Here is a 22,503-nt window from a genome sequence, read left to right as displayed (position 1 = left end):
ATGGCAGAAAAATTACTTGAAATTAAAAACTTGAAACAGCACTTTAATGTTGGACGCCCGAATATGGTAAAAGCAGTTGATGGTATTACTTTTGATATCTACAAAGGTGAAACTCTTGGCCTTGTAGGTGAATCCGGATGCGGAAAATCAACAACTGGACGTACCATAATCAGATTATATGACGCTACTGATGGCCAGGTTCTCTTTGAAGGTGAAGATGTACATGGCAAAAAGTCTGCAAAAGAACTAAAAAAGTTTAATCGTAAAATGCAGATGATCTTTCAGGATCCTTACGCATCTTTAAACCCTCGTATGACGGTTGCTGATATCATTGCTGAAGGCATTGATATTCATGGTCTGGCTAAGGATAAGAAAGCGCGCATGGAGAGAGTCTATGAGCTTTTAGAAACGGTTGGTTTAAACAAAGAGCATGCTAACCGTTATCCTCATGAGTTCTCTGGCGGACAAAGACAGCGTATCGGTATCGCCCGTGCACTTGCTGTTGATCCAGACTTTATCATTGCTGATGAGCCAATTTCAGCCTTGGACGTTTCGATCCAGGCCCAGGTTGTAAACTTGATGAAGAAGCTTCAGCGTGAAAAAGGATTAACTTACTTATTTATCGCCCATGATTTATCAATGGTTAAGTATATCAGTGACAGAATTGGGGTTATGTACTTTGGAAAGCTGGTAGAATTAGCACCAGCAGATGATCTTTACAACAATCCAATGCACCCATATACCCAATCACTATTATCAGCGATTCCGCTGCCGGATCCAGAAACGGAACGGACACGCAGAAGAAAATCCTATGATCCTTCTGTACACAATTATACTGAAGGTGAACAGCTGGAGATGCGAGAAATTACACCAGGACATTTTGTTTACTGCTCTGAAAAAGAATATCAGCAATTAAAAGCCCAATATGCAAAGTAATAAAAAACGATCTCATACTGAGATCGTTTTTTTACATCCTGGAAAAGTTATAATTAATAAACTTAATGCCAAACCCTTTCAATGCGAAAGGATATACCAAGATGTAAAATTGATCTGTACACATTTCGAGAGTGAAAATATGTCTTTAACACTTTTATTCGCTAATGTAATTTGCTTTAGTATATAATACAACATTTTGAAGAATATTACTATTAGAATTTTCGATTAATTATATTTTTCCGCGAAATTGCTTAATTAAACATTTTGTTTTAAATGGTGAATTATTTTTTAAAAAAAGGTTTAAAGATTAAGAGGAAAAGATACATATAAGGAAAGAGGTACAAGTTTTTAAGATTCATCATAGCACAGGTTTCGAAATAACTTTATAATGAAAGTAACAGTAAGGACGTTTGCAAGGAAGAGGGGGCATAACATTTGAAAAAGACAAAGAGGATAGCTGCATCCTTGTTGGTTATGGCAGGTATTTCATTTACGGCAGGTACCGGTGAAGCAAAAGAACAAGAATTTTTGGAAATAGGAAAGCAGCCTCAGCGAGCACACAGTTCGCTTTTGAAAGAACTCCCAGAGAAAGTTAGCCGTTTTCAATTTGATTCCGGCTATGTTTTTCAATACCCAGATGCTGTAAGAGGGGTTTATGTAACAGGGCATTCAGCAGGTGGAGAAAGGTTCAATAAGCTTTTAAGTTTAATGGATAAGACTGAATTAAATGCTATGGTAATAGATATTAAGGATGATTGGGGAAACTTGACTTATATCCCGGAAGAAAACTCCCCATACAGTGGTATAGGGAAGCCCTACATAAAAGATACAAAGAAGATCCTGAAAACAATGGAAGAAAAGCAAGTTTACCCGATCGCAAGGGTGGTTGTTTTCAAAGATTCCGTACTTGCCAATAAGAAGCCTGAGTTGACATTCAAAGAAGGAAATAAGGTATGGAAAAACGGCAGAGGAGAGTCTTTTGTCAATCCATTCCTGAAAGAAGTCTGGGATTATAATGTAGGAATAGCTATTGAAGCAGCTAAAATGGGTTTCCAGGAAATACAGTTTGATTATGTCCGTTTTCCGGAAGGATTTGAACATCGGGATACATCTTTGTCATATGGTCTGGGGGAATATAAAGATTTGGAAATGGAAAATGTCCAAAAACGTGTGAAAGCAGTTACTGATTTTGTTGCTTATGCAAAGGAACAGTTAGAGCCATATGGAGTAAAGGTTTCAGTTGATATTTTTGGCTATACAGCAACCTTGCCGGAAGCCCCTGGAATTGGCCAAAATTTTACTAAGATCTCAGAACATGTAGATGTAATTTCTTCGATGATTTATCCGAGCCATTGGACTTCTTACTTTGGAATAGCTAAACCTGATCTAGAACCATACAAACTGGTGGCAGAATATGCAAAGCTTGAGAAAAAGAAGTTGAGTGAGCTTGAAAAACCGCCTATTTCCAGACCATGGCTTCAGGACTTTACGGCATCTTACTTAGGATCGGGTAACTACAAGAATTACGGAAAGGCCGAAGTCGAAGCCCAAATTAAGGCTTTAAACGAACAAGGTATAAATGAATTCCTCTTATGGAATGCAGGCAATACGTATACGCAGAATGTGGATTACACTCCATAGAAAAAGAGGCTGAAGAAATCAGCCTCTTTTCTATTAACCGTTTAATCTTAAATCTGGCTCGAATGTTAAGACCACATATGCTTTATGTTTATCTTTTTATTTGACACCATTATTGTATGCGGTATCATAGTATATAGGCATATCGGAATTTACTTTTTCTTTCCGCCTACGCTTTTCCATCCAGTCTGCACTTTTGCAGATTGATCCACGAATTGGGATTTATTTTTACCGCCAAAAAACCTTTCTCCAATACCATTAGTTAGTACACCTAATAAGGCAGTAAATCCAATTATGAGCAAAGCAACAATTGTTAAATCTGTTATGTAACCAACCATGATAAACCTCCATCTTTCTTTTCACAGTTTCCTGTGATTAGTATGAAACATCCCCTATCCCTATTTTATTCGAAATTTTCACGTATTAAAAGGGGAAATTCCACAAATACTTAATCTGGCAGGATATATCGTTTTTTAGGAAAATGTATAGCTTATTACTTTCTATTCAGACACACCTTCATGGAAAGGAAAGCTGGGAGCTTATCATGCTGGAATAAATACTTGCGCCACCAAATCTAAGGTTTGGGAAGCAGAAAAGGAGCAGATCCATGCATTGGTATGAAAAATTGAATCAGTATTTCCCTATAGAGGAAATGAAATCGAAAGATCACATGGAAACACTTTTAAAGGAGCGTTCGGACATTTATCACAAGGATGAAGGCCCTCACCATGTCCTTATGTATGTAGAGCTCGACAATTTTGTGTTTATTGATTATTTATTTGTATCAAAAGATGCCCGCGGCCAAGGGCTTGGCCATAAATTGCTTGAAAAGCTTAAAGCAAAGGGAAAGCCTATAATTTTAGAAGTTGAGCCAGTTGATTATGAAGATACCGATACAGAAAAACGTTTGCGTTTTTATAAAAGAGAAGGGTTTGAACATGCCCAATCAATTGGTTACAGCCGGAGATCGCTTGCAACAAATGAAATTAATTCAATGGAAATTCTCTATTGGTCCCCAGGGAATGAAAGTGAAGAAATGATTTATGAAGCAATGAAAAAAACATATGAAATGATTCACACCTATAGGGACACGCATTTCTATGGCCAATCTTATCAGCCAGTCGAAGAAGTTCTAACTTTTGAAGAAGATAAAAATGGCCAGGATGTTTTGGAGGATCTTTAAGAAAAGCAATAAAAGCACATAGTCATCAAATGGAAAAACACAGCCACTTCTGGAAATGGCTGTGTTTTCATTTTCATTAATTAATTGAGAATAAAAAAATAATTGTTATAGGTTTAATTGAGTTAAATATGGGTAATTAATAAGAGATTAGAAAATATAATTTTTTTATTTCTACATAATTTTCCTTGAATGAGCAAGCTGATGGATTCTTTCAGAAATAAAATAGGAAAATTAAATAAAAAAATGAAACTTTTTGCTCGCTGGTTCGTCTTATATAATAGATTTGATTCTTAAATAGGTTTGTTTAATTTATGTATAAGACTTTTATCATATTTATAAAAAGTTATACCAAATAGATCTTGTTTGTTGTATAATAAATAATATAAATTACTTGATTAAAGTTATTTTAATTTAGATAGCTCTAAATATATGTAATTAAACAAATATTAATCTAGATAATGGATTTATATATGTCTAAATTTAAGGAGTGTGAATTTGTAAAATGGTCACATTATACACTTCACCAAGTTGTACATCTTGCAGAAAAGCCAAATCATGGTTGGAAGAACATGAAATTAGTTATAAAGAAAGAAATATCTTTTCCGAACCGCTTTCGATTGACGAAATTAAAGAAATCCTTCGAATGACAGAAGATGGAACAGATGAAATTATTTCTACTCGCTCCAAGACATTCCAAAAGCTTGATGTGAACCTTGAAACAATGCCTTTACAAGATTTGTTCGAGCTTATTAAAGAAAACCCTGGACTTCTTCGCCGTCCAATCATCATTGACGAAAAACGTCTGCAGGTTGGATATAATGAAGATGAAATCAGACGTTTCCTGCCGAGAAAGGTTCGAACTTACCAGCTGCGTGAAGCACAGCGCATGGTTAACTAATTTTAATATCTGGACTTCTTTCTGCTTGCAGAAGGAGGTCTTTTTTATTATTCATGTGAAAAATAACAAGGAAAATGGATATAATAATAGAATATAAAAAAACATATATGTTATTTCATTATTAGCATATGCTAAAAAATGCATTAATTTGAGCCAATTGTAATAGGCATATAACGGTTTTATTAAAGATATGACTTTTTAATTCCCTTTATTCTCGTTTTGTCATAAAATGAAAGTACAAGGTACAAAATACACTTTACCTTCTTTTTATATGGGGATTAGCCAATTGATTTATGGGTAAATGGATAACACACATGACTGCTGGGGGTATTTGTCCCTTCAATCATAGCCAGAAGGGAGAGTTGCTGCATGGAAATCGAACGTATTAATGATCATACAGTTAAATTTTATATTTCTTATCTTGATATAGAAGAAAGAGGCTTTGACCGTGAAGAGATTTGGTACAATCGTGAACGGAGTGAAGAACTCTTTTGGGAAATGATGGATGAGGTCCATCAGGAGGAAGAATTTCTTGTGGAAGGTCCGCTTTGGATACAGGTTCAGGCTTTGGATAAAGGCTTAGAGGTCTTGGTTACAAAGGCTCAGCTTTCCAAGGATGGGCAAAAATTTGAACTTCCTGTTCCTGATGAAAAAGTGAAAGACTTGCCTGTGGATGAACATATAGAGGAAATGCTTGATCATCACTTCCGCAAATCAGATGATGACTCAGGATATGAGGGTGATCTGGAATTTCTTTTAACTTTTAAAGATTTTGAGGATATTATATCCTTATCAAAAAGAACCAATCTTGATTCCATAAACACGAAGTTATATTCCTTTGAGGGGAAGTACTATTTATTCGCAGAGTTTCCGGAGGATCTTTTTGAAGAAGATGACATAGATAACATGCTAAGCATTCTCCTCGAATATGGGCAAGAAACAAGCACGACGATACACCGTATTATAGAGTACGGTAAGTTGATTATTGAAGAAAGTGTCTTCGCACACTTAAGAAAGCATTTTAAATAATTCAAACCGATTTCATTTTTGGAATCGGTTTTTTTATTTTGGCTGTTTTCGCAAAACTTGTTGCTTTAAACTCATTTATCCACTGAATTGATTAGAGCGGAAGGCGAGAGATCCCTTCAAAAATGCAAGAAAGTCTTTTGAAGGAATTAATACTACAATAGGCATGGTTATTCGATTCTAATTTAAAGAAGTAAATTTATTTTTTCTGAGTAGAGAGGATTTTGGAAGCAAATGGAGAAATAGCAATGTTAGGAAAGGAGTTGATTATTTGTTAGTTGCAAACACAGAAGGAGGAGAACGAGTAAATTTATTTGAAAAGCATAATCTTCGGAGGTTAAGGGAACTTAGGATACAGAACGGATTTTTCTGTCCTGAATGCAGCGAAGAGGTTGTCTTGAAAATTGGGACAAAGCGTATCCCCCATTTTAGCCACAAAAAGGGATCGGAATGTCCAGAAAGCTATGAAAGGGAGTCAGATTATCATATTAACGGCAAACTTCTTTTATTTGGCTGGCTGAAAGAAAAAGGGCTTAATCCTGTTCTTGAACCTTATTACCCCAACATATCACAAAGGCCGGATATTGGCGTCAAGTATGGAGGAACAGATTATGCTATTGAGTATCAGTGTTCAATCATTTCTGAGGCATTGTTTACAAAACGTTCAGAGGCGTACATTAAATCGGGTATCATTCCTATATGGATACTGGCAGGAAAAAATTTAAGCCGAAAAGGAAAAAATAAAATATCTTTATCTGGTTTCCACTATTTATTTCTTCGCAAAACAGCTTCAGGCAGTTGGGTCATTCCTTCTTTTTGTCCTATCAATAAGTCTTTCATCAATATTCATCAGATTATTCCATTTACAGTAAGAAACACTTTTGCAAATTTTGAAATTAAGACAATGGGCCAAGCCAGCTTAGAACTATTATTTGAACCACCTCGTCTTAACAGTAATCTAAATCAATATGAGTGGCAAAGGGTGATTCGGCAAGCGAAAAATGGTCTACCCCAAACCCGAGGAGCTTTCCGTAATAAATTTTTGCAAGAGTTATATTCCCTCTCACTTAATTCTTCTCTACTGCCTCCTGAGATTGGCCTCCCGGTTTTTCACGCACCCTATATTGAAACATCCCCTTTACAGTGGCAAAGTTATTTACATATAGATGTACTCATGAAGGAAGATGTTTTTTCTTTGGAAAGAATGATTTCATGCTTTCAAAACAGGGTATGGAAAAGTGATATTAAAATCAGAAAACTTCCTCTCGTACACAGTGGCGAGGCAGTTCTTGCCGTGAAAGAATATGCAGAGCTGCTTGTTAACTTAAAGTTCCTTTTAAGAACAGGAAAAGGTCTATACAGAAGAGCTGCTCCATATCCAGCATTTGAAAATCAAACCTCGCTGCTTCAGCGGGAAGCGGATTTTTACCGGGATAAAGGAAATATCATTGTGGAAAATATAAAGGAATGCTTTTATGTTAAATAGAGTTAATGAAAATACCTTTTTTAACATAAAATAATTGAGCAATGAGCAATAAATACCTATAAAAGAAGGATTTTCTCACTGTAAAGAGAAGATACAGTAATGGTGCTTTAGAAAATGGGACTTTTGAATGGAGGATGAAGATGACAAACGAATCAACAGTAAAAAAGCTTCCTGCAAGAAATGAAATTGCAGCAGAAGATACTTGGCGTCTTGAAGATGTTTTTTCCACTGATGATGAATGGGATAAAGAATATAAAGAAGTTGAGAAACTAATACCACAAGCGGGCACTTATCAGGGCAAGCTTGGTGCAAGCGCAGAGACTTTATATGAAGCACTGCAGTTCCAGGATCATTTGCTATCACGCCTCGGCAAGCTATATACATATGCCCATATGCGTTATGACCAGGATACGACAAATTCTTTTTACCAGGGCATGGATGACAGGATAAAAAATCTATACTCGGAAGCTGCCAGTACATTGGCTTATATTGTGCCAGAGCTGCTTGCGGTTGATGAACAAAAGATTAGCGGTTTTCTAGAAGAAAAGAAAGAACTACAGCTATATAAACATTCCCTTGAGGAAATTAATCTTCAAAGACCTCATGTATTATCTGCTGAGCAGGAGGCGCTGCTGGCTCAGGCATCTGAAGTCCTTGGGGCTTCAAGCAATACTTTTGGCATGCTGAATAATGCCGATTTGGAGTTTCCGTCCATAAATGATGAAAATGGTGAGGAAGTTGAAATAACCCATGGGCGCTTTATCCGCTTTCTTGAAAGTGATGATCAGCGCGTCCGCCACGATGCCTTTAAAGCTGTTTACAATACTTACGGAAAGTTCCGCAATACGTTCGCAAGCACCTTGAGCGGCAATGTTAAGAAAGACAATTTCAACGCCAGGATTCGAAACTATGATTCTGCACGCCATGCGGCATTAGCAGCCAATAATATACCTGAAAGTGTTTATGAAAATTTAGTGAATACCGTCAACAATAATCTTCATCTTTTGCATCGCTATGTGAAACTGCGGAAGAAGGTTTTAGGCGTTGATGAACTTCATATGTATGATTTATACACCCCGCTGGTTAAAGAAGTAAAAATGGAGATACCCTATAATGAAGCAAAGGATTTAATTCTAAAAGGTTTGAAACCGCTAGGTGAGGATTATTTAAGGATCTTAAAAGAGGGGTTCGACAATCGTTGGGTGGATATCCATGAGAATAAAGGCAAAAGAAGCGGTGCCTATTCTTCCGGAACATATGGGACCAATCCATATATCCTCATGAACTGGCAGGACAATGTGAATAATTTGTTTACCCTGGCCCATGAGTTTGGACATTCCGTACACAGTTACTACACTCGCAAACACCAGCCATATCCTTATGGAAACTACTCAATCTTTGTGGCTGAGGTGGCTTCTACATGTAATGAAGCACTTTTGAATGACTATTTACTGAAAACCATTGATGATGATAAGAAACGTTTATATTTACTGAACCATTATCTTGAAGGCTTTAGAGGAACTGTTTTCCGCCAGACAATGTTTGCGGAGTTTGAGCATCTGATCCACACAAAGGCGCAAAGTAATGAAGCTTTAACAGCAGATTCACTAACAAAAGCATATTATGAGCTGAACAAGAAATATTTTGGGGAAGAAGACATTGTCATTGATGAAGAAATTGGTCTTGAATGGTCAAGAATTCCGCATTTCTATTACAATTATTATGTATATCAATACGCTACCGGCTATAGTGCTGCTACAGCGTTAAGCAAACAAATCCTTGATGAAGGCCAGCCCGCAGTCGACAGGTATATTGAGTTCCTAAAGTCCGGAAGTTCGGATTATCCGATCGAAGTTCTGAAAAAAGCAGGAGTTGATATGACAAGCAGCAAGCCAATTGAAGATGCATGCAAAGTTTTTGAAGAAAAGCTGAAAGAAATGGAGAGCCTGCTTTCATAATTAAAAAGGAGAGTCCCAAAAGTATAGCTTTTGGACTCTCTTTTTACCAGCAAATACATTAAGGAAAAAAAGAAGAAAATCGTCCTTATAATAAAAAACTGACTCAAAAGAGTCGTCACTTAACGACCTTTTGAGTCAGCCTCTTTTTGGTGTAGTTAGAAGCCCCTAAACCGCTTGCGATCATTCAGATACAATAAAAGGATCAGCAGGGATACAAATAATAGGGGAGAAGTAATGAATATAGGGAAGAGCTTCATTAAACCAAAAATATTTAAAATAAAGGAGAGCAAAATGAGGACCAGCATGACGAAAATCGGCAGTTTTTTCATTTAGTTCTCCTCCTTATCTTATTGGATTCACAGAATATATAATCACAGCAGAAGTGCTTTTTGTATAATCTTATGCGATTGTCCGATCTATCATGACTTGATTATGACAATATTGTGAAAAAGCACACAATCTTATTGTTTTGCTTGTTTTTTTCATGGTATATTACAGGTGTGAAGTTGGTCACAAGCAAACATATACCCCTTTGTTTGGTCGTGAAAAATTTCTCCCATCCCCTTTGTTCGTATAAATAATTCGAAAAAAGCCGTGCTCATAATCTGCATGGTTTTTTTCATGAGATAAACCATGAGCTACTGTCCTGTTAAAAATAGAATAAGCTGTGCACTCTGCACAGCTTATTTGCTAACCTATATATTTCCAAAACTTCCCATACTTTGCCGGAATATGCTCAACTACTTGCTTGAGCTGCAGCTTCTTCATTTCCCGGTTTACTTCGCTATCTGACATATCGTATACCACTGAGATTTCCTTGCTTGCTACAAGTTTAAAATATTTTAAGAAATATTCAAGCGGTGGAAGAGGAGATCGTTCTGGCTTTGCAGGCAGCATCTCTTCCAGAATCTGTTCATAAATCTCATAAGGATAATAACCGGTAACCTTGATTCCTTCATCTTCAATATTTTCGTTGAAGAACACTAGGGTAGGGATTTCCTGGACGTCCATTTCAGCAGTAATTTTTAAGTCACATTGAAAAGCTTTTGCTGCACTGTCTGAATGGATATCAGAAACAAACTCTACTACATCAAGACCGACATCTTTTGCACATTCCTTTAGTACCTCAAAGTTGGAGACATTCTGTTTCTCAAGAAACAAAACCTCCTGAAGCTTCCGTAAAAATTTGATCCCCGCTTTTCTGCCCTGCAATTCAGCTGCTTTAATCGCAACCGATGCAAGATGGGGAGAGGAAATTGGATTCTCGAACCAGACGCTTCCATCACAAGACATTCCGGAGCGGCTTGCTGTTTTTTCCCACAAATCCGCAATGTTTTCGTAATTTTGTCTTTTTCCCATATTCAAGGTTGCCAAACGGCCGCTTAATACATGCTTTATTGAAAAATAGCGGCCATACTCAATCAGCAGCTTTTTTACGATTGGTTCCAGTGCCCAGCACTCAGGACAAAGGGGGTCAACAAACATATATACTTCAATCGGCTTTTTCTCACTGCCGTGGCAATGTGGGGATGCCTGCTTGTTTTCATATGATTCCCGCTTGTTCACGAGCCTTCACCTTTCACACCGTTTTCAGGTGTATTAATCATATGCTGTGCCGTAAGAACAAGCCTTGCAAAAAAGTCCTCTCGCAAAGGACCCTCAAGCCCAATTTCATCCATTGCACTATCCATGCAGGAAAGCCAAGCCCGGGCCCGGGTTTCCGTTATAGGGAAAGGAATGTGCCTGGCACGCAGCATTGGATGCCCATGTTCTGAAGTATATAATGGAGGCCCCCCTAAATATTGGGTCATGAATTGTTTTTGTTTTCTGGCTGTCTCTGTCAGGTCATCTGGAAAAATAGGAACGAGATCAGGATGTTGTCCTACGCGCTGATAAAAAGCGTCAATAAGCTGGTGGAGCTTTTCCTCGCCAATAGCGTCGAAGGGAGTGTGCATTTTCTCGGCCATATTTAAAACTCCTTTTATGAGTTAGTTCACTAAATTAAATCTTCCTATATAATATCGGATGATGGTATCTGTTTATATTCTATCAATGAGGCATTTATATCTCAAACAAATAGCTTATAGCAGAACTTCAGCTCCGGAAACGACATCGTTAGGGCACTTATTCTTACTATTAGTATGAGTTAACAGCATAGCATCAATCCGGGTGAAAGATAAAACATTAGCCTAACGAGGATATAGCAATAGCAAAAGCCGCCTGGCTAATAAAAAACACAGGCGGCTTTTGCTATACAATTTTAAACTATAAAAGATGCGGTTATCTTTTTTATGTAGTTCAGTGTTTCCTTAAAAGGGGGAACACCGCCGTACTTATCTACATTTCCGGGACCTGCATTATAAGCGGCAAGTGCCAATTCAATATTATCCCCATACCTGTCCATCATTTGGCGAAGATATTTCACTCCGCCAAATATGTTTTCCGCTGGGTCAAATATATTTTTTATGCCAAGGCTCCGGGCGGTTTCGGGCATAAGCTGCATCAGGCCTGAAGCGCCTGCTTGGCTAACGGCATTTGGATTAAAATTTGATTCTTGTTTGATAACTGATTTAATTAAATGAACAGGCACATTAAACATATCTGATGCTTTTTGAATCAAATCATCGAAATCTCCAGTTGGCAATCCGGCAATTTTGGTAAGCTTAACCGGCGGCAGGGCAGGCGTATTCAAACGATTTTTATCAGTTAGATTAAAGTAAGACTCCAGGGAAGCAATGGTGCCAAGGCCATCAGTGACTTGGGATGAGGCAGACTGGTCACTAGCCGATATAAGACCTGTTAAAAGCTGCTGAAACAAAGGGCTTGAGTTGTGATTTTGCTTTACATGGTTAAAGCCTTGAAGAGCCTGCAATTCAAGCATAATTTTCATTTGATCTACATTCATAATAAAGCTCCTTGGCAAAAGGGAAACTTCCTTATTGTGATTCCTTTTGCTGTCTATATTTTTCATTATAGAAACGCTTAATTTTATTTTCGGTTTTCCTGAGAGGAATGTTTAGCTCTTTAAGCAGATTTAGAAAAATGGCTTTGCCTTCTTCTCTTTTGCCCACTTCATATTCTATCTCAAAATCTTCTTTGTTTAAATAGCGGCTGTGATCTAAAACAGCTAGTCCGTTCAAATAATTTTTTTCAGCCCGGGTGGTTGAGAGCGAGCCAAAGTATTGAAAATTTTCAGGATTTACACCCATTTCCCCGATCGCCTTTTTTATTTGTTCAAAAGGAATTTTTCCTGTTTCTAATACCTGCTGGACCTCAGGCTCTGTAAGGTTTTCATTCGTTTCCAATAGCCCTTCCGGATGGGGCTGCTTTAGCGTCATTTCAAATGAATCATTTTTCCTTCTAATTCTTAGAGCGCTGCCATGAGATTTTAATGAAAAGTCAGGTGTATCGAAGTAATAGTTTACCTGTTCAGTAAAATCTTGTTCATTTATCCCCAAAAACTTCATTAATGTGAAAAATTCTTCTTTCGTGACCATGTTTTTAAATTCAATCTCAATATTTTTAGACAAGCTTAACACCTCAATTAAAAGCTATTTCCTTCATTATCTCCTTCATAAAGCAAGACTTCAATCTTTGAGATATTTCAAACTCCTGCGATAAAGTGAAACTCAATCAGTGGGGAAATTTTTTCATTCCCCACTGATTGTAAGTTGAACCAATCGGGCATTTACGGGCAGTTAGTCCCGTGATTCATCTTTGAGAAATGCAAGGCAGATAAGTGGGACTTTTACTGCCCGTTAATCTGCGATAAAATAGGAAATGACTATGGAGGTAGAAAAATGAAACAAAAACTAACAGTTACAAAAGCAGAAATGAAAGAAAATGGGTTATTTTTAGAGGTAGAGGATGGATCTGTTTCAGGTTTGAAAGCAACAGAGCAAATACTGGCTGATTCAGACAATCTGTCATTTATTTACATAGCAGATAATAACGAAGATTATACATATATTTCCCTTCCTGAATCTGTTTGGCCGGAGCTGAAAAATGCCTACGATGCCCGTTTGCCTGTCTATGTAACAGATCAGCGTGATCAGCTGCTGCTTAAAGGTTTTCATGAGGAAATAGGAGATTTAATAGAAAATATTAGAGGCAACAGCAATTACGGTGAGGAAATGGTTGCAAAAGTGGAGAGCATTTTTTAAGTGAGTGTTTAATAGCCGTTAAACAAGGATAAAGAGGCAGATATATTTTCAAAAGAAACCGTGTGCCTGGATGTCTAGTATGCTTTTCCAGGCTCCCGCTCTCTTTTACTTCGGATGTGGTGGTGTTGCAGGTGAAGCATTGGGATTTATTTTTGGCCCCATATAAGCAGGCGGTCGAAGAATTAAAAGTTAAATTAAAAGGGATGAGAAGCCAATTTGAAATGGATTCTTCCCATTCGCCGATTGAATTTGTTACCGGAAGGGTAAAGCCTATAGCAAGTATTTTAGATAAAGCGAATCAAAAAGGGATCCCCCTTGATAAATTGGAATCCGAGATGCAGGATATTGCGGGTGTCAGGATGATGTGCCAATTTGTCGATGATATAAAAAGGGTTGTTGAACTATTAAGACAGAGAAACGACTTTGAAATTGTGGAAGAAAGGGATTATATCTCTCATAAAAAAGCAAGTGGCTACCGATCTTACCATGTGGTAATATGCTATCCGGTCCAGACGATCAAAGGAGAGAAAAAAATTCTCGCTGAAATTCAGATTAGAACGCTGGCAATGAATTTCTGGGCTACAGTTGAACATTCCCTAAATTATAAATATAAGGGGCAGTTTCCTGAAGATATTCAGATGAGGCTGCAAAGGGCAGCAGAGGCAGCTTTCAGGCTTGATGAAGAAATGTCTCTGATCCGCGGAGAAATCCAGGATGCGCAGGCGTTTTTTACAAGAAAAAAGGAAAAGCAGCAAAAGGAAGATAACTAAGCGAATATTTATTTCTAAGGCTCTAGTGAAGTGCATTGTCTTTTTGGCACCCTGTTGATTGGAGCGGAAGGCACGAGACCCCTGCGGAAGTGCGGATCAAAGGGAGCCCCACAGGCTAATGCTTGAGGAGGATCCCGGAACGTCTGCGGTTCGCTGAGTGCCTGGAGCGGAAAGAAACAGGCAAGTTTTACAGAGCTATTTCTAAAAAGAGGAGCTTGGATACGATGAAATTTGCCATTACCTCAAAAGGAGATTCAAAATCAAATACGCTCATGCACAAAATGAGAACCTATTTATTGGACTTCGAGCTGACATATGACGAAGAACAGCCTGATATTGTCATATCGGTAGGCGGGGATGGCACTTTGCTCTATGCCTTTCACCGATATAGCAGCCGTCTTGATAAAACCGCGTTTGTGGGGATTCATACTGGCCATTTGGGATTTTATGCAGACTGGGTGCCGGAGGAAATCGAAAAGCTTGTGATTGCAATTGCCAAGACTCCTTATCAAGTGATTGAATATCCGCTGCTTGAGGTGATTATTCGATACCAGCATGGCGGGAAAGAAACACGCTACTTGGCACTGAATGAATCAACTGTTAAAGCGGTTGAGGGAACTCTTGTGATGGATGTAGAGATTCGCGGACAGCACTTTGAGCGTTTCCGAGGGGACGGACTTTGTGTATCGACCCCATCTGGCAGTACAGCTTATAACAAAGCATTGGGAGGAGCTATCCTTCACCCTTCGCTGCCTGCCATCCAGCTTGCTGAAATGGCGTCAATCAATAATAAAGTGTTCCGTACAGTCGGTTCTCCGTTAGTTCTTCCGGCTCATCATACTTGTATGCTCAAGCCCGTAAATGAACCGGATTTTCAAATTACGATTGACCATCTGACTCTTCTTCATAAAGATGTAAAATCGATTCAGTTCAGGGTTGCGGATGAAAAGATCCGCTTTGCCAGATTCAGGCCATTTCCATTCTGGAAGAGAGTCCACGACTCCTTTGTTGCGGATTAAGCAGCTAAGATGAGCTTTGTATGGGAAAGTCTAATAGAACAGGAGCGCAATGCATAATGGCGCGTTTTCAATTGCAATGGGTAATTTCTGCACAGCAGTCAGGAAAAATAATCAGGGAATTTCTTAAAGAAAATGATATTTCAAAGACAGCACTTACGGATATTAAATTTGCAGGAGGTTTTATTACTGTGAATAATACAGATGTGACTGTCCGTTATGAACTTAAAGAAGGAGACATGCTTAAGGTTGGCTTTCCGGAGGAATCACCGAGCGAGGGAATGAAAGGGGAAGATTTGCCCCTGGATATTCTTTATGAGGATGGTTATGTCCTTGTTGTGAATAAACCAGCTGGTATGAGTACAATTCCTTCCAGAGAGCATCCGTCAGGCAGTTTGGCCAATCGCCTGATCGGATACTATCAGCGAATAGGGTTAATGTCTACCACACATATTGTAACACGGCTGGACAGGGATACTTCTGGGATCGTATTGATTGCAAAACACAGGCATCTACACCATTTGTTTAGCCAGCAGCAGCGATCCCGGGAGATACACAGAATGTATGAAGCATTTGCAGAAGGAGCCGTTAAACAGGACACCGGTACTATAGAGATGCCAATAGCCAGAAAGAAGGACAGCATTATAGAACGGGAAGTTAGTGAAGAAGGTCAATATGCTTGCACCCATTATAAGGTTATCAGCCGAAAAAAAGGGTTTACCCATCTGCGGCTGAAATTGGAAACTGGCAGGACCCATCAAATCAGGGTCCATCTTTCCTGGCTGGGGCATCCCTTGGTGGGGGATGAATTGTATGGTGGAAGGAGGGACTTCCTTAACCGTCAGGCTCTTCATTGCTCCTGCCTTTCCTTCTATCATCCGTTTTTGCAAAGGACTTTATCGTTTGAAGTGCCTCCCCCAGAAGATATGAAATGTCTATTATAAAGGCTGTTTTCGCAAACTTTGTTGCTTATTAAACAAGTATTGTAGAGAGGTTGATTTCCGCTCCAGGCTGCTCAGCGAACGCGGGGTGGGCGGTGAGCCTCCTTGGCGCGCTGCGCCTGTGGGGTCTCACCTGTCCCACTCTATTCACAAATCTATTCAAAAACAACAATCTTTTAGAAAACAGCCAATAGAAAAAAGGCCGGTTCTTCCGGCTTTTTTCTATTTACGTCTTGAATTGTTTATAATGGCCTGAATTTCTCCTCAACATAAGGCATGCTTGATTGAACAGACAAAATTTCCATTTCAGGATACCTGAGAGCGGTTAATTTATTCCCAAATACTGCCCCTGTATCGATGTTATAAGTATTTTTTATTTTCCTTACTTCTTTTACCGGGGTATGCCCATATACTATGGCAGGCTTTCCTTCATATTGCTTTGCCCAATCTCTCCTAACCGGTGTCCCGTCAGGATTCTTTTCTCCGGTAATATCTCCGTATAGGACGAATGTCTTTACTTTGGAAGAATGCTTGCCGATATAATCCTCCCTTATCCCGGCATGAGCAATGACAAGTCTTTTGTTGTCAAGTACATGGTATAAAGGTGCTTTTTCATATAGCTCCATGAACTTTCGCCTGATTTCCATTCTCTTCTTCGAATCAAGTTCTTTATATTCAGCTACAGTTGTCTCCAACCCGTGGGTAATTTGAACCTTGTTCCCCAAAAAATAGCGGTATAGTTTATTGCAATGATTACCTGGTACGTAAAAAGCCATATCATTTGCTACAAGATTATATACTGCATCAATGACTGTTAGGGATTCTGGTCCCCGATCTGTTAAATCACCTACAAATGCTAGTTTCCTCCCATTTGAATGAACCGGATATCCGCTGCTCCATTCGTAATTCATTACCTGGGTAAGCTCTTTAAATTCGGCAAAACAGCCGTGAATATCGCCAATAATATCTAGTTTCATACTGGTGCTCCTTTGCTTAATCTACTGTTATGTTATCAATATTCCTTTTTATTATCCGGGTTTGCAAATTTTAAACTTGCTGTGGTCCATGATGATTTTTTGTTGGTGGGAAGGGAACTTTAAGGTTAATAAACAAAGAGTCGACCCTTATTTTTACCAGAGGGATGCTCATAGACGACAAAAAAACAAAGATTTGCTAGTATAGTGAGGTACGTTTTTCAATAACTATGAAAGGGGGTAATTCATTATGGCAGAACATGCGGAAGAAAGAGATACGCATATCAATAGAGATCTTTTAATCCAATCTTTACAAAATGAAGAAATCGACATTTTCAGGAATGAATTTCTTGAATTGCATCCTTATGATCAGGCTTCATTTTTTAAAGATCTGGATGAGGACATCCGAACAAAAATTTATCTTTATCTCTCTCCGGAAGAGATGGCGTCCCTTTTTGAAAATCTGGAAATTGATGAAGAAGAATATAAAGACGTTCTTGCTGAGATGAACCCCAATTATGCAGCAGACATGCTTTCGCAAATGTATGCGGATGATGCAGTCGATGTATTAAATGAACTTGATAAAGACCAGGTTGTCAGCTATTTGACCATCATGGACGATGAATCGGCAAAGGAAATTAAAGATTTGCTTCATTACGAAGAATATACAGCAGGAAGTATCATGACGACGGAATTTGTCTCCCTGTCAGCAAATCAGACCGTCCGATCAGCCATGTATATTCTTAAAAATGAAGCGCCCAGGGCCGAGACGATTTATTATGTGTATGTCGTTGACGAGGAGAAAAAGCTTATTGGGGTTATCTCTTTAAGAGATTTGATTGTCAGCGATGATGATACGATGATCTCTGAAATTACAAACGACAGGGTTGTATCAGTGTCCGTAGGTGAAGATCAGGAAGATGTAGCAAGAAAGATTAAGGACTATAATTTCCTGGCTGTCCCTGTTGTGGATTTTCAGAATCATTTATTGGGAATTATAACAGTAGATGACGTCATGGACGTTATGGATGAAGAAGCGTCTGATGATTACTCAAAGCTTGCTGCTGTTTCCGATATGGATAATATCGACAGAAACCCGGTCTCGGCTGCACGCAAAAGGCTGCCGTGGCTTATCATATTGCTGTTTTTGGGCATGTTAACTGCAAGCCTGATCGGAAGATTTGAAGATACCCTGGATCAAGTTGCGATCCTTGCGGTTTTTATCCCGCTGATAGCGGGAATGGCAGGGAATACAGGTACACAGGCATTGGCTGTAGCTGTCCGCGGTATTGCGACAGGTGATTTAGAAAAAGAAAATAAAATGAAGCTTATCATTAGAGAAGCAGGGACTGGTTTGATCACCGGAGGAACCTGCGGTGTTCTGGTAACGTTGGTTATTTATTTATGGCAAGGAAATTTCTTTCTGGGCATTTTAGTTGGTATTTCTATTTTATTTACACTAATTGTTGCAACCTTAGCCGGTGCCCTTATTCCACTATTCATGCACAGGATGAACATCGATCCAGCTGTGGCTTCAGGGCCATTTATTACAACAATTAATGATATCATTAGCATTCTTATTTATTTCGGAATGGCTACATTATTTATGAGTTATTTAACAGGTTAAGGGGGTTTTTCTATGGAACATGGAGCATCGGTTACATCACTCGTAATTGTTATTTTAGCTGCCTTTATTACGCCCATTTTGCTACACCGGTTAAAGATTAATTTTATTCCCGTAGTAGTTGCGGAAATCCTTGTCGGTTTGGTAATAGGGAAAAGCGGATTTGATATTGTTCATGAAGATATGTGGCTCGAAACACTTTCAACATTGGGCTTTATATTTCTCATGTTTTTAAGCGGACTGGAAATTGACTTTACCGCCTTTTCATCGAAAAAGAAACGTGAAAAACTTCCAAATGGAAAACTTGAACCAAATTCGTTTATGGTTTCATCAATCATTTTTATTGGCATTTTCCTTGTCTCATTGGCATTATCTTATTTATTTGTCCTTGCAGGCTTCATTGATAACGCCTTTTTAATGACACTAATCATCTCCACCATATCCCTTGGAGTCGTTGTTCCGACTTTAAAGGAAGCGCATATCATGAAGACTGGCATCGGCCAAATTATTTTATTAATTGCCGTTATCGCCGATTTGGCAACGATGATTTTACTTGCTGTTTTTGTCTCCTTGAATGATGGAGGGGAAGGAAATACTTGGCTGCTTCTGGTCTTATTCGCCGTAGGTGTTTTATTGTATTTTGCTGGCAGGCGGTTTAAAAACCTCAAATTTATTGAAGCGTTGTCGACAGGTACTGTCCAAATCGGAACGAGGGCTGTCTTTGCTCTCATTATTTTCCTTGTTGCACTTTCAGAAACTGTCGGAGCAGAGAATATTTTAGGTGCTTTCCTGGCAGGTGTGCTCGTATCACTGCTTGCACCTAACCAGGAAATGATTCACAAGCTGGACTCGTTCGGTTATGGATTTCTCATACCGATATTCTTTGTAATGGTTGGAGTGGATCTTAATGTCTGGACTTTGTTCGGCGATCCCAAAATGCTTATGCTTATACCGCTTCTGCTGATTGCCTTACTTCTTTCTAAGATTTTGCCAGTTTATCTTTTAAAAAGATGGTATGACATAAAGACGGTAATTGCTTCAGGCTTTCTGTTAACATCCACCCTATCGCTTGTGATTGCTGCTGCAACAATTGGGGAAAGGATGGGCGTAATTACGGCAGAAATGAGCGGCACGCTGATTCTGGTGGCTGTTATCACAAGCGTCTTTACACCGGTTGTTTTTAAAAAGCTCTTCCCGCAGGAAGCTGCAGAGGAGAAGAAGCTCAAGGTTTCCTTTATTGGGGCTAACCAAATGACTATGCCGATCTATAGTGAGCTTAAATCCTCTTTATATGAACCTGTTCTTTATCACAAGAAGCAGGAAAAGGCGGAAAAACAGATTGCAGACTCTTTATTTGATATTATTGAAATAGAAGATTTCGATATGGAGGCACTTGAGAAAACAGATGCTTTTGATTCGGATATCGTTGTAATTTCTACAGGCGACGAAGAGACCAATGCAACGCTTTCCATTGCCTTTAAAGAAAAAGGCGTGGAGCGAGTCATTTGCCGCATGGAAAGCCCTGATATGGAAGAAACACTTCGTGAGCATGATGTAGAACTATTTTCTACGATACTCTCTGCCAAGGCGCTTCTGAGAGCCTTAATTGAATCACCAAGTGTAGTTAACATTTTAACAAATCAGGACACTGCATTATATGAAATCCGGTTATTAAACGAGCAGTTTGAAGGCATGATGCTCAGAAGATTCCCGTTTACAGGAGATGTCATTTTTGTACGGATTTTCAGGGGGAAGGATTCAATCGTGCCTCATGGGGATACCGAACTTCATGTCAATGACCGATTGATTGTTACTGGCTCAAAAGAATATGTTGATGAATTGAAGCGTGAGCTAGAATTTTGTGAATGGTGTTAAGAAGCGTAAGGTCTGTTATAAACCTGCGATCGCTGAAGACACTTAAAGCTCAAAGCATTCAAATATAAACGTTAAAAAATCCTGCTTGCCACGAGCAGGATTTTTTCATGTTTCCAACACGGCTATAGGCTTTTCTTTTTTTAAAAATTCATGTACAATTAGCACTAGGTACTAATAACTTGTAATAAATATTTCAGGAGGCCTATAAAATGACTCTTTCTTTAAATGGAAAAACGTTCGTAGTAATGGGAGTTGCCAATAAAAGAAGTATTGCCTGGGGGATTGCCCAATCTCTTCACAATGCAGGTGCAAGGCTGATTTTTACATATGCGGGAGAAAGGCTTGAAAAAAGTGTGCGTGAACTTGCTGAATCGCTTGAAGATGCCAATTCACTCGTACTGCCTTGCGATGTAACAAGTGACGAAGATATTGCAAAATGCTTCAGTACAATTAAGGAAGAAGCAGGCGTAATTCATGGAATTGCACACTGCATCGCCTTTGCCCATAAAGAAGAACTTCAGGGTGAGTATATGAACACAACAAGGGACGGATTCCTTCTTGCGCATAATATCAGCTCTTATTCCCTGACGGCTATCGCAAAGGAAGCAAGAGGGTCAATGACTGAAGGGGGAAGCATTGTCACCCTTACCTATCTTGGCGGTGAAAAGGTTGTAAAAAATTATAATGTTATGGGAGTGGCAAAAGCATCACTTGATGCAAGTGTCAAATACCTTGCTAATGATCTTGGAAAAGACGGTATTCGTGTAAATTCCATTTCAGCCGGACCAATCAGAACTCTTTCTGCTAAAGGAATCAGCGAATTTAATTCAATTCTAAAGGAAATCGAAGAACGTGCACCGCTTCGCAAAACAACGACACCTGAAGAGGTTGGGGACACTGCGCTATTCCTGTTCAGCAGCCTGTCACGCGGAATTACAGGTGAAAATATTCACGTTGATTCAGGTTATCATATTCTTTAAATTATTGAGGCTGACTCAAATTTGAACTACAATTTTTTTGAGTCAGTTTTTTGTTTTATGACATTAAGGACAATTATTTTTCACCTTAGTGTATGTGCTGATATTGATTCTTGCATCCTGTTGATTGGAGCGGAAGGGGCGAGATCCTCGAAAATGCGTCCGCATTTCCTTCGTGCGGTGTAAAATCAAGGATGCTGATTCAGAGTCCTGCGGGAGAAGCGAGTCAACGGGAGACCCCGCAGGTGCGAATGCACCGAGGAGGCTCCCGGACCGCCCGCGGAAAGCGAGCCCCTGGAGTGGAAATCAACAGGCCAATTTTATAAAGCTATTGTCTTGGAAGAAAGAGGGTGCCCAAAGCCTATACTATTTGGACACCCTCTTTTTTATTGTCCACGCAGAAACGAAAGCCCATTTTCTGCATACATATAATAAGATGAAAGATTATGATTGCGGAGGTGGACGATAGTGGCAGAGAAAAAAGAAAAGCAACCCTTATTTTATATTCAGCAGCCAAATTTTCAATTTCCGGAAACTAAAATGCAAACTGTTTATTCCAGCAGAAAAGCAGAATTGGAAAATAAAAACAAGCAATTGGAGACAGGGTCGGAACTTCATGATCATACCACTATAGAAAAACATAAAAACATGATTGAAGATGCGGCGGTTGAGAAAGTGGCAGACAAGGAGAAAGTGCAGGAAGCCATAGAAGAATTTGAAGCAAGCCGGGAGGAAAAAAAAGAAGCACCCTCTTTTGCTTTTACTACAGAAAAAAGAAAGCCGTCTTTTCAACGGGTGAAAGGCTTTAAGGAAATGGACACGGCTGAACGTTTGGATTACTTAATTGATTTTCCAAAACAGCTTCCCCCAATTCCTTGCATTTTTGAAACCGAAGAGAAAGCAATTAGAGGATTTTTGGCCACTAAAGATAAAGAATGGATAGAAATTAAACTTTTTGATGAGTCAATTGAAAAAATTAGCATTCAATCATTAAAGGAAGTAAAAATGATTGGCTTAAGAAGATAATCTTCCCACAAA

The 22,503-nt window shown here is 38.9% G+C and carries 22 protein-coding genes; 15 read left to right on the top strand and 7 right to left on the bottom strand.

The features are described 5' to 3' along the window. Complete coding sequence (locus J7I93_RS09110; protein WP_214725446.1) at window positions 1-936, top strand: ABC transporter ATP-binding protein; 936 nt, start codon at window positions 1-3, stop codon at window positions 934-936. Between the two features lie 474 nt (window positions 937-1,410). Then, window positions 1,411-2,577, top strand: a complete 1,167-nt coding sequence (locus tag J7I93_RS09105; protein ID WP_214725465.1) for a putative glycoside hydrolase — start codon at window positions 1,411-1,413, stop codon at window positions 2,575-2,577. Between the two features lie 149 nt (window positions 2,578-2,726). Here the strand turns inward: J7I93_RS09105 and J7I93_RS09100 are convergent, their stop codons facing one another. After that, entirely contained in the window at window positions 2,727-2,912 is a 186-nt protein-coding gene (locus J7I93_RS09100; protein ID WP_214725444.1) for a hypothetical protein, read from the bottom strand. 269 nt (window positions 2,913-3,181) lie between these two features. Here J7I93_RS09100 and J7I93_RS09095 point away from each other — a divergent pair, with 269 nt between their 5' ends. From J7I93_RS09095 to pepF, 5 genes are all read left to right on the top strand, one after another. Further along, entirely contained in the window at window positions 3,182-3,757 is a 576-nt protein-coding gene (locus J7I93_RS09095; RefSeq protein WP_214725442.1) for a GNAT family N-acetyltransferase, read from the top strand. A gap of 502 nt (window positions 3,758-4,259) precedes the next feature. Further along, on the top strand, window positions 4,260-4,655 hold the full coding sequence (gene spxA, locus J7I93_RS09090; RefSeq protein ID WP_214725434.1) for a transcriptional regulator SpxA: 396 nt from the start codon (window positions 4,260-4,262) through the stop codon (window positions 4,653-4,655). Window positions 4,656-5,024: 369 nt separating this feature from the next. After that, window positions 5,025-5,684, top strand: coding sequence for an adaptor protein MecA (gene mecA / locus J7I93_RS09085; RefSeq protein WP_214725432.1), 660 nt, complete (start codon window positions 5,025-5,027; stop codon window positions 5,682-5,684). Window positions 5,685-5,952: 268 nt separating this feature from the next. After that, on the top strand, window positions 5,953-7,167 hold the full coding sequence (locus tag J7I93_RS09080; RefSeq protein WP_214725430.1) for a competence protein CoiA: 1,215 nt from the start codon (window positions 5,953-5,955) through the stop codon (window positions 7,165-7,167). Between the two features lie 140 nt (window positions 7,168-7,307). Continuing rightward, on the top strand, window positions 7,308-9,125 hold the full coding sequence (pepF, locus tag J7I93_RS09075; RefSeq protein ID WP_214725428.1) for an oligoendopeptidase F: 1,818 nt from the start codon (window positions 7,308-7,310) through the stop codon (window positions 9,123-9,125). Between the two features lie 155 nt (window positions 9,126-9,280). Here pepF and J7I93_RS09070 read toward each other — a convergent pair whose 3' ends face one another. The 5 genes from J7I93_RS09070 to J7I93_RS09050 form a co-directional block, all read right to left on the bottom strand. Beyond that, window positions 9,281-9,454, bottom strand: coding sequence for a hypothetical protein (locus J7I93_RS09070; RefSeq protein WP_214725426.1), 174 nt, complete (start codon window positions 9,452-9,454; stop codon window positions 9,281-9,283). Window positions 9,455-9,815: 361 nt separating this feature from the next. Further along, window positions 9,816-10,691 carry a ClpXP adapter SpxH family protein gene (locus tag J7I93_RS09065; RefSeq protein ID WP_214725424.1) on the bottom strand — a complete coding sequence of 292 codons (876 nt, stop codon included), beginning with the start codon at window positions 10,689-10,691 and terminating at the stop codon, window positions 9,816-9,818. Beyond that, complete coding sequence (locus J7I93_RS09060) at window positions 10,688-11,092, bottom strand: globin domain-containing protein (RefSeq protein WP_214725421.1); 405 nt, start codon at window positions 11,090-11,092, stop codon at window positions 10,688-10,690. Before J7I93_RS09060 ends, J7I93_RS09065 begins: the two co-directional genes overlap by 4 nt. 293 nt (window positions 11,093-11,385) lie before the next feature. Next, window positions 11,386-12,030 (bottom strand): lytic transglycosylase domain-containing protein, encoded by a 645-nt coding sequence (locus J7I93_RS09055; RefSeq protein ID WP_214725419.1) that lies wholly within the window; start codon window positions 12,028-12,030, stop codon window positions 11,386-11,388. 31 nt (window positions 12,031-12,061) lie between these two features. Further along, window positions 12,062-12,655, bottom strand: a complete 594-nt coding sequence (locus tag J7I93_RS09050) for a CYTH domain-containing protein (protein ID WP_214725418.1) — start codon at window positions 12,653-12,655, stop codon at window positions 12,062-12,064. 270 nt (window positions 12,656-12,925) lie between these two features. Here J7I93_RS09050 and J7I93_RS09045 point away from each other — a divergent pair, with 270 nt between their 5' ends. The 4 genes from J7I93_RS09045 to J7I93_RS09030 all read left to right on the top strand — a co-directional run bounded on the left by J7I93_RS09045 (window position 12,926) and on the right by J7I93_RS09030 (window position 16,018). Then, window positions 12,926-13,288, top strand: a complete 363-nt coding sequence (locus tag J7I93_RS09045; protein ID WP_214725416.1) for a UPF0738 family protein — start codon at window positions 12,926-12,928, stop codon at window positions 13,286-13,288. 131 nt (window positions 13,289-13,419) lie between these two features. After that, a complete protein-coding gene (gene yjbM / locus J7I93_RS09040) occupies window positions 13,420-14,058 on the top strand; it encodes a GTP diphosphokinase (RefSeq protein WP_144546637.1) in 639 nt (212 codons plus the stop codon). Between the two features lie 224 nt (window positions 14,059-14,282). After that, the gene (locus tag J7I93_RS09035; RefSeq protein ID WP_026583728.1) at window positions 14,283-15,077 is read left to right on the top strand and encodes an NAD kinase; all 795 of its coding nucleotides are present in this window, start codon (window positions 14,283-14,285) and stop codon (window positions 15,075-15,077) included. 56 nt (window positions 15,078-15,133) lie between these two features. Further along, complete coding sequence (locus tag J7I93_RS09030; RefSeq protein WP_214725414.1) at window positions 15,134-16,018, top strand: RluA family pseudouridine synthase; 885 nt, start codon at window positions 15,134-15,136, stop codon at window positions 16,016-16,018. Between the two features lie 239 nt (window positions 16,019-16,257). Here J7I93_RS09030 and prpE read toward each other — a convergent pair whose 3' ends face one another. Beyond that, a complete protein-coding gene (gene prpE / locus J7I93_RS09025; protein ID WP_214725413.1) occupies window positions 16,258-16,992 on the bottom strand; it encodes a bis(5'-nucleosyl)-tetraphosphatase PrpE in 735 nt (244 codons plus the stop codon). Window positions 16,993-17,239: 247 nt separating this feature from the next. Between prpE and mgtE the strand changes: the two genes are divergently transcribed. The 4 genes from mgtE (at window position 17,240) to J7I93_RS09005 (ending at window position 22,491) form a co-directional block, all read left to right on the top strand. Then, complete coding sequence (gene mgtE / locus J7I93_RS09020; RefSeq protein ID WP_214725410.1) at window positions 17,240-18,616, top strand: magnesium transporter; 1,377 nt, start codon at window positions 17,240-17,242, stop codon at window positions 18,614-18,616. Window positions 18,617-18,628: 12 nt separating this feature from the next. Then, the gene (locus J7I93_RS09015; RefSeq protein WP_214725408.1) at window positions 18,629-20,488 is read left to right on the top strand and encodes a monovalent cation:proton antiporter family protein; all 1,860 of its coding nucleotides are present in this window, start codon (window positions 18,629-18,631) and stop codon (window positions 20,486-20,488) included. Window positions 20,489-20,697: 209 nt separating this feature from the next. Next, window positions 20,698-21,468, top strand: a complete 771-nt coding sequence (fabI, locus tag J7I93_RS09010) for an enoyl-ACP reductase FabI (protein ID WP_214725406.1) — start codon at window positions 20,698-20,700, stop codon at window positions 21,466-21,468. A 465-nt stretch (window positions 21,469-21,933) separates the two neighbouring features. Continuing rightward, window positions 21,934-22,491 (top strand): CotO family spore coat protein, encoded by a 558-nt coding sequence (locus J7I93_RS09005; RefSeq protein WP_214725404.1) that lies wholly within the window; start codon window positions 21,934-21,936, stop codon window positions 22,489-22,491. The last annotated feature ends 12 nt before the right edge of the window (window positions 22,492-22,503 follow it).

This window comes from Bacillus sp. ISL-47 (assembly GCF_018613175.1).
Classification (GTDB): Bacteria; Bacillota; Bacilli; order Bacillales; family Cytobacillaceae; genus Cytobacillus.
The sequence above is the reverse complement of the archived record's forward strand: the minus strand, read 5'-3'. Positions and strand labels throughout refer to the sequence as shown.